Consider the following 9,554-nt stretch of genomic DNA (forward strand, 5'->3'; position numbering starts at 1 on the left):
ATATCAATCCTGCGAGTGCCCACACAGATTGTCTGATAAATTGTTAAAGAGCGGTGCAATCAGCGCCTTAAGCTGCTGTTGCGAGGTGGCGTATGTTACGCTTTCCTCCTTCAGAGTCAAACACTTTTTTCAGCGTTTTTCATCTGGCGGGGTGAATCACTTCACTCCCTGCTGAGCCGTCTGCGTTGTCGCTTTGCCGTCTCAGTGGTGGCGCATTATAGGGATCCGAATTATTTGCACAACCCCTTTTTTCGATCTTTTTAATCGACTGGCGAGTTTTCGTTCTTTTCGCTGCGATCGCGAGCGATCCGCTCAAAAATCATCTTGTTTGCCAGCCCTATAAGCCGCAGGCTAGGTACATAAAGTGCAAAAGGAGAAAGATCATGTCAGAAGCCCTACGACCTTATAAGAACCATTTTCCGCAAACTGGCGATCGCGTCATGATCGATCGCAGCAGCGTGATAGTGGGCGATGTGCAGCTAGCCGATGATGTCAGCATCTGGCCGTTGGTTGCTATTCGTGGTGATGTGAACAAAGTGGTGATAGGTAAAAGAAGCAATATCCAGGATGGCAGCGTGTTGCACGTCACGCACAAGTCCACCAGCAACCCAGAAGGTTATCCATTATTGATTGGGGAAGACGTGACGGTGGGCCACAAAGCCATGCTGCATGGTTGCAGTATTGGCGACAGAGTATTGGTTGGGATGGGATCGATTTTGCTTGATGGCGTAATTGTAGAAGAGGATGTCATGATTGGTGCCGGCAGCCTGGTGCCACCCGGCAAACGACTGGAAAGCGGCTATCTCTATGTCGGCAGCCCGGTTAAGCAGGTTCGCCCATTGAGCGAAACTGAAATTGCGGGCTTACTTTATTCATCAAACAACTATGTTGGATGGAAGAATGAATACCTCGATCAGGAGAGCCAGATCCAGCCTTGATCGTTGATCTCGTCTGCACGGATCAGCTGTTCGGCTTCCTCTTCCACATCCCAGCGATGAGCGCAAAACAGCGCCATCGCTTCTCCAGAACCAAATCGGGTATGCAACGCTTCAGAAGGGATGGCGCAAGTGAATCCCATTCCCTGAACCAGGACGGGAAAAACGATCGCTTGTTTCTCCTCATCCCAGTTTTCACGATCGGGAAAGTGGATCGCCTGATTCACTGTTGCATCGCTTGCTTTAATTGAGCAATCACCGGCGTGATCTCCGGCATCGTGCCGTGCCATAGCTGGAAAGCATGCGCAGCTTGCCCCACCAGCATGCCCAAGCCATCAGCAAGCTGGTGTGCGCCATGCTGCTGGCACCACAGCAGAAATGGCGTTAGCCCCTGCTGATAGAACATGTCGTAACAACGAGTCTGTGCGGAAATCAATGTATCCGGCAACGGCGGAACTTTGCCATCGACGCCACTGGAGGTGGCATTAATAATGAGGTCAAACGTGTTGCTGGATAAATCAGTAAAACGTGCAGCCTGAATATTCCCACTATGCTGAAATATCTCTGCCAACTCCTCAGCACGTTCAACGGTACGGTTGGCCACCACAACAGAACACCCCATAGAAAGCAGAGGCAAAATTACACCACGCGCTGCACCACCCGCTCCCACTAATAGAATACGATCGCCAGGGCTAATCATCTCTAATCGCTGCAGGTCGCTCAGCAGGCCGATGCCATCGGTGTTATCGCCGAACACGGAGCCATCCGCTCTTTTTTTCAGAGTATTAACCGCACCGGATAAGGCTGCGCGTTCACTCAGCTCATCAGCGAATTCCCACGCTTGTTGCTTGAATGGCAGCGTGACGTTAGCGCCCTTGCCGCCAGCGGCAAAGAAGTCACTGATTGATAGCAGGAAGCCATCAAGCGGCGCGCAAATACGGCCATAGGTGTGATCAATACCTGTTTGCTCGGCAAAAAGGCCATGAATAAACGGGGATTTGCTGTGCGCAATGGGATGACCAAAAACGGCAAAATGTTCCATGAATTAACCCTGACGAATAAGTTCGCCGCTGATAACGTCGCGAATCTCTGAAGGATTGAGTCGCCCCCCTGTGGCAGCATGCAACACTGGGAAGTCAGTACCGAACTGCTGTGCGACCTCTTCGGCATTACGGCATGGAGGCTCACCAGACAGATTTGCACTGGTCGATACCAAGGGTTTGCCAAAGCCTCGACATAACGCTTGTACATCAGGATGGTCGCTCACGCGGATAGCCAGCGAATCAAAACGACCAGTTAACCAGCGCGGGGTGTGAGGCGTCGCCGGAACCACATAGGTGACGGGCCCAGGCCAGCTGGCAAACATACGCTCACGCTGCACAACAGTGAGTTCACGATCGGCGATATAAGGTTCCAACTGCGCGTAATCGGCAGCAATTAAGATCAGTCCCTTCTCAACTGGGCGCTGTTTAAGCGCCAGCAACGCCATCACCGCACTTTCGCTATCGGGGTCACAGCCTAGACCGAAAACGGCTTCGGTTGGATAAGCAATCACTGCCTGCTGCTGGAGTTGCTTAATGCAGAAATCAAGCGAGCCTGGTAAATACTGATGTTGTTTCATGATGATGATTCGTCCTGAGCTATGGGTTTGCCACAGCGTTTGCTGGCGCAAAAGCGCTTCATGCCTTGTGCGGTTTTCTTCTCAATGAGCAATGGGAACTGGCAGTGTGGGCATACACCGTCAACCGGTGTGGCGTTGATGGCAAACTGGCAGTCTGGGTAGCGGTCACAGGAATGAAAGGTTTTGCCGTAGCGTGAACGCCGCTGTACCAATTTCCCACTTTGACACTGGGGGCAAGCGATCGCAGTTTCGTCAGGCTTATCGATGGTTTCGGTATAATCACACTCTGGATAGTGACTACATCCGACAAACATACCAAACCTTCCCTGACGCAAAACTTTGTCCGCACCACATTCTGGGCAAGCATGACCTTCCAGAACTTTGACAATGTGTCCATCACCCTGGCTTTTTAGCGGGCGAATGTAGTCGCAGGTTGGATAATTGACACAGCCAAGAAAAGGGCCATGTTTACCGGCACGTATCACTAAATCTGCCCCGCAAGCGGGGCAGGGATCGTGTTTACGCACGGAGAATAATGCTGATTTACTCATAATTCCGACTGTATTAATCGCAAATTAATGCAGCATACCTTCATTGACGTCGAATAGCAGTTCTTCCATCTGCTGATAAGCGTTTTCACATCCAGGGATATTAAACAACACCATCAGCACCACCCATTTGAGGTCTTCCAGATCGAACTCCAGGGTATCAAGGGCCATAACACGTTCGATGACCATCTCGCGCGTTTCCATATTCAGCACCTGAACTTGCTCCAGGAACAAAATAAAACCGCGACACTCGGCATCTAAACGCTGGTTTTCCTCTTCCGTGTAGATTCGCATAGAGAGCGGATCGGTAGCCAGCAACACTGGCGGGACCAGACCATCCTGATAATCCGCTAACCGCTCAAGCCAATTCAACGCATTGTAGATATCTTCACGATGAAAACCGGCATCGGTTAAATCATCGGTCAATTTATCCTGGTCAACGCGCATTTCAGCTTCGTTGTGGATATAGGTCTCAAACAAGTACATAAGTACGTCGAACATGGCATGCCCTCCTCAATCGGACATAGCCGCCGGGTACAGCTGCGATCCATCCTGCTAACTCCAGCTCCAGCAACTGGGCTGAGATAACTGGCACAGGTTGGCCGGCACGTTCAGCGACGACGTCAACAGGTGTAACCTCATCACCTACGTTAGCCAACACGCTAGCAAATGGCAATGGAACATCGTCACTGTCTTGTGAATATATTGTTTCTGTTGTGGTTGCTGGCAGCCATTCAAGCGCGGAGTGTAAATCTTCAAGAATGTTATTGGGGTGTGCGACCAATAGTGCGCCCTGCTGGATTAACCAATGCGTCCCCTCACATCCCTTATTCCCGAGTGCACCGGGCAGCGCATAAACATTGCGATTTTGTTCCAGTGCATAGCGTGCCGTGATCAGTGAACCACTTTTAAGCGAGGCTTCGACCACCAGCACCCCTTGGCTTAAGCCACTGATAATGCGATTCCTGCGCGGAAAGTTCAGCGGATGCGGTATCGTATTGAGCGGGAACTCTGAAACCAGCGCGCCCTCGTTATCTATGATTTCCTTTGCCAGTGACTGATGGCTTTTGGGATAGACCTGTTGCAATCCACTGCCCAGCACCGCAACCGTTTTTCCCTGAGCCTCCAGTGCGGCACGGTGCGCAATACCGTCGATGCCGCGCGCGAGTCCACTGGTTATCACCAACCCACTCAGCGATAACTGCTGTGAAAACCAGTGCCCCCATTGTTTGCCATAATGTGAACAATATCGGCTACCGACTATTGCCAGCTGCGGCTGCAGCAAAACATCCGTATTTCCCTCGACATAAAGTAATACGGGACGCTGGCTGATTTCCGTTAGCCGAGCAGGAAAACGCGTATCAACACAGGCAATCAAATGGTGCATCGGGTCATGCAACCACTGGTGCGTGCGTTCCAACTGCCGCGGGCAAAGATCGTTGAATTGCTGGCGCTGTATGTCATTTAAACCAAGATGGCGTAGGAACTCATCATCCAGGGACATGTTGGTCTGCAGACACTGCGCTAAATCCATGGCGCGATGGCCGCGCAGCCCTTTGACATTTGCCAGCCTGAGCATCCCTTCAACTCTCTCCATGCTGCACTCCGTTCAGCCCGCTATCATGCGGGGCAATGCTGTCAATCAGGCATCAAAAAGTCTACAATATGAGGAAGTAATCTTTTCTTTAACGCATACAGATCTGGATATTTATGTCAGTTTTGCAGGTATTACATTTCCCTGATGATCGCCTTCGTAAAATCGCTGCGCCCGTAGCGACGGTTAATGCAGACGTTCAGCGCATCGTCGACGACATGTTTGAAACCATGTACGCCGAAGAAGGCATTGGCTTAGCGGCCACTCAGGTCGATATTCATCAACGCATCATCGTCATCGATGTTTCTGAAAATCGTGACGAGCGCTTGGTGTTAATCAATCCCGAACTGCTGGATAAAGGTGGCGAAACCGGCATTGATGAGGGTTGCCTCTCAATTCCTGAACAGCGTGCTTTTGTGCCGCGTGCGGAATGGGTCAAAGTGCGGGCGCAAGATCGTGACGGCAACAGTTTCGAGTTAGAAACTGATGGCCTGTTAGCGATCTGTATTCAGCATGAGATCGATCATCTTGATGGCAAGCTGTTCATCGATTATCTGTCACCGTTGAAGCGCCAGCGCATCAAACAGAAACTGGAAAAGCTCGCCCGCATGAACGCACGCGAAGCCTGAGCACTAACAGAAGGTTAAACTGTGTCTGCACCGCTAAAAATCATCTTTGCCGGTACACCTGACTTCGCAGCGCGTCATCTTGACGCGCTGCTTGCTTCTGAGCATCAGGTGATTGGCGTATTCACCCAGCCCGATCGTCCAGCAGGACGGGGGAATAAACTCACCCCAAGCCCGGTTAAAGTTCTGGCGCAGGCTCATGATGTTCCCGTGTTTCAGCCAAAATCATTAAAGCCTGAAGAAAATCAGCATCTGGTGGCTGAGCTACAAGCCGATATCATGGTTGTGGTGGCCTACGGTTTGATTCTACCAAAAGCGGTGCTTGATATGCCGCGCCTGGGTTGCATCAACGTGCACGGTTCGCTGCTACCACGCTGGCGTGGAGCGGCGCCCATTCAACGTTCACTCTGGGCTGGAGACCGTGAAACCGGTGTGACTATTATGCAAATGGATGTTGGCCTTGATACCGGCGACATGCTGCATAAACTTGCCTGCCCTATTACCCCTGAAGACACCAGCGCCTCGTTGTATGACAAGCTTGCGCAGCTTGGGCCACAGGGCATGCTCGACACACTGGAGCTGCTGGCCAAGGGTAGTGCGCAACCAGAAGTGCAAGATGAAGCACTGGTTTCATACGCTGAGAAGTTGAGTAAAGAAGAGGCCCGCCTTGATTGGTCTCTTTCTGCTGCTCAACTTGAACGCTGCATTCGTGCCTTTAACCCGTGGCCGATGAGCTATTTTCTGGTCGATGAGCAACCTGTCAAAGTCTGGCAGGCCAGCGTCTTACCTCATCAGAATAAGCAACCAGGCGAGATCATCCATGCCGATAAAAACGGCATTCAGGTTGCAACCACTGACGGTGTACTGAATCTACTGTCGCTGCAACCGGCAGGCAAAAAGGCAATGTCCGCACAAGACCTGCTCAATTCGCGTCGTGAATGGTTCACCACTGGCACCATTCTGGCCTGACCCTCAGCCCGGTTCATACCGGGCTTTTGTTTGATGAATGAATATGAAAAAAGCAACCAACCTGCGTAGCCTCGCCGCGCAACTGATTGAACGCGTAGTCGATAAAGGGGAATCGCTAAGTGCCATTCTGCCTGGTGCGCAAAAAAGTCTGGCAGATAAAGACGGTGCGTTGCTGCAGGAAATCTGCTTTGGCGTCATGCGTACGCTACCTCAGCTCGAAGCGTTAATTGGTAAGCTGATGGAGCGCCCGTTAACCGGCAAGCAGCGTGTGCTGCATTATCTGATTATGGTTGGCTTATATCAGGTGTTATACACCCGTGTTCCCGCTCACGCCGCGCTGGCAGAAACCGTTGCCGGAGCCGAAGTGCTGAAACGCACTAATTTAAAAGGGTTGATTAACGGCGTACTCCGTCAGTTCCAGCGTCAGCAAGAAACGCTGATGGCTGAGGTAGACCAAGGGCCACAGCGTTACTGGCATCCGGGTTGGTTATTGAAACGCCTGCAAACTGCCTGGCCTGAAAACTGGCAGCAGATCGTGGAGGCGAATAATCAGCGCCCCCCGATGTGGCTACGCGTCAATCGCCAGCATCATAGCCGCGATGCATGGCTGGAATTGTTACAAGCCGAAGAAAAAGTCGCATTCGTTGGCGATGCGCCAGACGCACTGCGTCTTGAATCACCGGCACCCGTCAGTCAACTCCCGGGCTTCGAGCAGGGTTGGGTTACCGTGCAGGATCTTTCCGCACAGCGCTGCGCCCTGCTGCTTGAGCCGCACAATAACGAAAGCATCCTCGATCTCTGCGCCGCGCCTGGCGGTAAGACCACGCATATTCTGGAAATTGCACCGCAGGCTCAAGTGCTGGCAGTGGATATCGATGAACAACGTCTCACTCGCGTGCATGAAAACTTGCAGCGATTAGGTATGCAAGCAGAGGTGCGCCAGGGTGATGGGCGTACACCGTCAGACTGGTGTGGCGAGCAACAGTTTGATCGCATTTTACTGGATGCGCCCTGCTCTGCAACGGGCGTCATCCGCCGCCATCCAGATATCAAATGGCTGCGACGCGATCGTGACATTGCAGAGTTGGCCAATCTTCAGGGGGAAATTCTGGAGGCTGTCTGGCCACGTCTGAAATCTGGCGGAACCCTAATTTATGCGACCTGCTCAATTTTGCCTGAAGAGAACCATCAGCAGATCGCGACGTTCCTGACGAAGCACAAAGATGCGGTCGCGGAGAAGCTACCAGAAGGCCAAATCAACGGCTGGCAAGTATTCCCCAGCGTAGATGGCGGTGACGGCTTCTTTTACGCTAAGTTAATGAAAAAATAGTGCAGCGCATTCTGACAAGAGCGATCCAACGATGAAAATCATTATCCTCGGCGCCGGGCAAGTAGGCGGTACACTCGCAGAAAATCTGGTGGGTGAAAATAACGACATCACCGTAGTCGATACGGATGCAACACGTCTGCGGGCACTACAGGACAAATTCGACCTGCGCGTTGTGCACGGCCATGGTTCCCATCCACGCGTACTGCGTGAGGCCGGAGCAGAAGATGCCGATATGTTGGTTGCCGTGACCAATTCTGACGAAACCAACATGATCGCTTGTCAGATCGCTTACTCGCTTTTTAATACGCCAAACCGCATCGCACGTATTCGCGCAGCCGAATACCTGCGTGATGCGGAAAAATTGTTCGTGCCAGAAGCCGTACCGATTGACCACCTCATTTCGCCTGAGCAGTTGGTGATCGACAACATTTACCGCTTGATTCAATATCCAGGCGCTTTACAGGTAGTGAATTTCGCCGAAGGAAAGGTCAGCCTCGCGGTGGTGAAAGCCTATTATGGCGGCCCGTTGGTCGGAAATCCGTTGTCCATACTGCGTGAGCATATGCCGCACATCGACACGCGAGTCGCCGCTATTTTTCGCCAGGATCGCCCTATACGCCCTCAAGGCTCAACCATTGTTGAAGCCGGAGACGAAGTGTTCTTTATCGCCGCCAGCCAGCATATTCGCGCGGTAATGAGTGAAATGCAGCGTCTGGAGAAGCCTTACAAACGTATTATGTTAGTCGGCGGTGGCAACATCGGCTTTGGGCTTGCGCAGCGCCTCGAAAAACAGTACAGCGTGAAGTTGATCGAACGTAATCAACAGCGCGCTGCTGAGTTGGCGGAACGTTTGCACGATACCGTCGTGTTTTACGGTGATGCCTCAGATCAGGAGTTACTGGCCGAAGAGCATGTCGAACAGGTCGATCTGTTTATTGCCGTCACCAACGATGACGAAGCCAATATCATGTCGGCCATGTTGGCCAAGAAGATGGGCGCCAAAAAGGTAATGGTATTGATCCAGCGCCGCGCTTATGTCGATCTGGTACAAGGCAGCGTGATCGATATTGCGATCTCCCCGCAGCAAGCGACGATCTCGGCCCTGCTGAGTCACGTGCGTAAAGCCGACATTGTCGGTGTTTCATCATTACGACGCGGCATCGCTGAAGCGATTGAAGCGATCGCTCATGGTGAAGAGACAACCTCGCGCGTGGTGGGCCGCCTAATTGAAGATATCAAACTCCCGCCGGGAACCATTATTGGTGCAGTTGTGCGGGGGGATGATGTGATCATCGCTAACGATAATGTCCGTATTGAACAGGGCGACCATGTGATTATGTTCCTGACAGATAAGAAGTTTGTCCCCGATGTCGAGCGCCTGTTCCAGCCGAGTCCTTTCTTCCTCTGATCGTGGCGGGCGATTGCCCGCCGTGATAATTCTGCTTAATCCGTTGTGATAATGGCAATTGCACAAAGGTTTGTTAGACTTTAGCCATTGGCCAAGGCAAGGAGATAACAATGAGTTTATTCAAAGAGTTTCGTGATTTTGCAATGCGTGGGAACGTGGTTGACCTGGCAGTCGGTGTCATTATCGGTGCCGCTTTCGGTAAGATTGTTTCATCGCTGGTTGCTAACATCATTATGCCGCCACTGGGCTTGCTGATTGGCGGCGTCGATTTCAAACAGTTTAAGTGGGTACTAAAACCCGCTGAAGGTGATATCCCTGCAGTGGTGATGGAGTACGGCACTTTTATTCAAACCATCTTTGATTTTGTCATCGTAGCCTTCGCTATCTTTATGGCAATCAAAGTCATGAACAAGCTGTATCAGAAAAAAGAAGTGGAAAAGCCAGCACCAAAACCAACCAATGAAGAAGTGTTACTCACTGAAATCCGTGATTTACTGAAGCAACAAAATACCAAAGTGTAATA

General features: G+C 51.6%; 12 protein-coding genes. 6 read left to right on the forward strand and 6 right to left on the reverse strand.

Translation table 11 applies throughout. The features are described 5' to 3' along the window. Nucleotides 1-383: 383 nt before the first annotated feature. The gene (locus tag ACPUC8_RS25305) at nucleotides 384-938 is read left to right on the forward strand and encodes a gamma carbonic anhydrase family protein (RefSeq protein WP_039330865.1); all 555 of its coding nucleotides are present in this window, start codon (nucleotides 384-386) and stop codon (nucleotides 936-938) included. Here ACPUC8_RS25305 and ACPUC8_RS25310 read toward each other — a convergent pair. Genes ACPUC8_RS25310 through dprA form a run of 6 tightly spaced genes read right to left on the reverse strand, consistent with a single transcriptional unit; the run spans nucleotide 914 to nucleotide 4,701 of the window. Then, a complete protein-coding gene (locus ACPUC8_RS25310; RefSeq protein WP_039330866.1) occupies nucleotides 914-1,162 on the reverse strand; it encodes a DUF1488 family protein in 249 nt (82 codons plus the stop codon). The genes ACPUC8_RS25305 and ACPUC8_RS25310 overlap by 25 nt on opposite strands. Next, complete coding sequence (gene aroE / locus ACPUC8_RS25315; protein WP_039330867.1) at nucleotides 1,159-1,977, reverse strand: shikimate dehydrogenase; 819 nt, start codon at nucleotides 1,975-1,977, stop codon at nucleotides 1,159-1,161. Before aroE ends, ACPUC8_RS25310 begins: the two co-directional genes overlap by 4 nt. Before the next feature lie 3 nt (nucleotides 1,978-1,980). Next, nucleotides 1,981-2,556, reverse strand: coding sequence for an L-threonylcarbamoyladenylate synthase type 1 TsaC (tsaC, locus tag ACPUC8_RS25320; protein WP_039330868.1), 576 nt, complete (start codon nucleotides 2,554-2,556; stop codon nucleotides 1,981-1,983). Further along, entirely contained in the window at nucleotides 2,553-3,107 is a 555-nt protein-coding gene (locus ACPUC8_RS25325; RefSeq protein WP_071885712.1) for a DNA topoisomerase family protein, read from the reverse strand. The genes tsaC and ACPUC8_RS25325 overlap by 4 nt, the downstream gene beginning before the upstream one ends. Before the next feature lie 24 nt (nucleotides 3,108-3,131). Next, nucleotides 3,132-3,605: a DUF494 family protein Smg gene (smg, locus tag ACPUC8_RS25330; protein ID WP_039330869.1), complete on the reverse strand. Its 474-nt coding sequence runs from the start codon at nucleotides 3,603-3,605 to the stop codon at nucleotides 3,132-3,134. Continuing rightward, nucleotides 3,577-4,701 (reverse strand): DNA-protecting protein DprA, encoded by a 1,125-nt coding sequence (gene dprA, locus ACPUC8_RS25335; RefSeq protein ID WP_039330870.1) that lies wholly within the window; start codon nucleotides 4,699-4,701, stop codon nucleotides 3,577-3,579. The genes smg and dprA overlap by 29 nt, the downstream gene beginning before the upstream one ends. 113 nt (nucleotides 4,702-4,814) lie before the next feature. Between dprA and def the strand changes: the two genes are divergently transcribed. The 5 genes from def to mscL all read left to right on the forward strand — a co-directional run bounded on the left by def (nucleotide 4,815) and on the right by mscL (nucleotide 9,552). Then, entirely contained in the window at nucleotides 4,815-5,327 is a 513-nt protein-coding gene (def, locus tag ACPUC8_RS25340; protein ID WP_039330871.1) for a peptide deformylase, read from the forward strand. A gap of 21 nt (nucleotides 5,328-5,348) precedes the next feature. Next, the gene (fmt, locus tag ACPUC8_RS25345) at nucleotides 5,349-6,293 is read left to right on the forward strand and encodes a methionyl-tRNA formyltransferase (protein ID WP_039330872.1); all 945 of its coding nucleotides are present in this window, start codon (nucleotides 5,349-5,351) and stop codon (nucleotides 6,291-6,293) included. Between the two features lie 43 nt (nucleotides 6,294-6,336). Further along, nucleotides 6,337-7,623 (forward strand): 16S rRNA (cytosine(967)-C(5))-methyltransferase RsmB, encoded by a 1,287-nt coding sequence (gene rsmB / locus ACPUC8_RS25350; RefSeq protein WP_039330873.1) that lies wholly within the window; start codon nucleotides 6,337-6,339, stop codon nucleotides 7,621-7,623. A 31-nt stretch (nucleotides 7,624-7,654) separates the two neighbouring features. Further along, nucleotides 7,655-9,031, forward strand: coding sequence for a Trk system potassium transporter TrkA (gene trkA / locus ACPUC8_RS25355; protein ID WP_039330874.1), 1,377 nt, complete (start codon nucleotides 7,655-7,657; stop codon nucleotides 9,029-9,031). Nucleotides 9,032-9,141: 110 nt separating this feature from the next. Then, complete coding sequence (gene mscL / locus ACPUC8_RS25360; RefSeq protein ID WP_039330875.1) at nucleotides 9,142-9,552, forward strand: large-conductance mechanosensitive channel protein MscL; 411 nt, start codon at nucleotides 9,142-9,144, stop codon at nucleotides 9,550-9,552. Nucleotides 9,553-9,554 lie beyond the last annotated feature (2 nt).

Source organism: Pantoea sp. CFCC18177 (assembly GCF_059412425.1).

Bases quoted from the DNA above. Each gene is read 5' to 3' on its own strand.
- ACPUC8_RS25305 (WP_039330865.1), top strand. From the start codon at position 384: ATGTCAGAAGCCCTACGACCTTATAAGAACCATTTTCCGCAAACTGGC.
- aroE (WP_039330867.1), bottom strand. From the start codon at position 1,977: ATGGAACATTTTGCCGTTTTTGGTCATCCCATTGCGCACAGCAAATCC.
- tsaC (WP_039330868.1), bottom strand. From the start codon at position 2,556: ATGAAACAACATCAGTATTTACCAGGCTCGCTTGATTTCTGCATTAAG.
- ACPUC8_RS25325 (WP_071885712.1), bottom strand. From the start codon at position 3,107: ATGAGTAAATCAGCATTATTCTCCGTGCGTAAACACGATCCCTGCCCC.
- smg (WP_039330869.1), bottom strand. From the start codon at position 3,605: ATGTTCGACGTACTTATGTACTTGTTTGAGACCTATATCCACAACGAA.
- dprA (WP_039330870.1), bottom strand. From the start codon at position 4,701: ATGGAGAGAGTTGAAGGGATGCTCAGGCTGGCAAATGTCAAAGGGCTG.
- def (WP_039330871.1), top strand. From the start codon at position 4,815: ATGTCAGTTTTGCAGGTATTACATTTCCCTGATGATCGCCTTCGTAAA.
- rsmB (WP_039330873.1), top strand. From the start codon at position 6,337: ATGAAAAAAGCAACCAACCTGCGTAGCCTCGCCGCGCAACTGATTGAA.
- trkA (WP_039330874.1), top strand. From the start codon at position 7,655: ATGAAAATCATTATCCTCGGCGCCGGGCAAGTAGGCGGTACACTCGCA.
- mscL (WP_039330875.1), top strand. From the start codon at position 9,142: ATGAGTTTATTCAAAGAGTTTCGTGATTTTGCAATGCGTGGGAACGTG.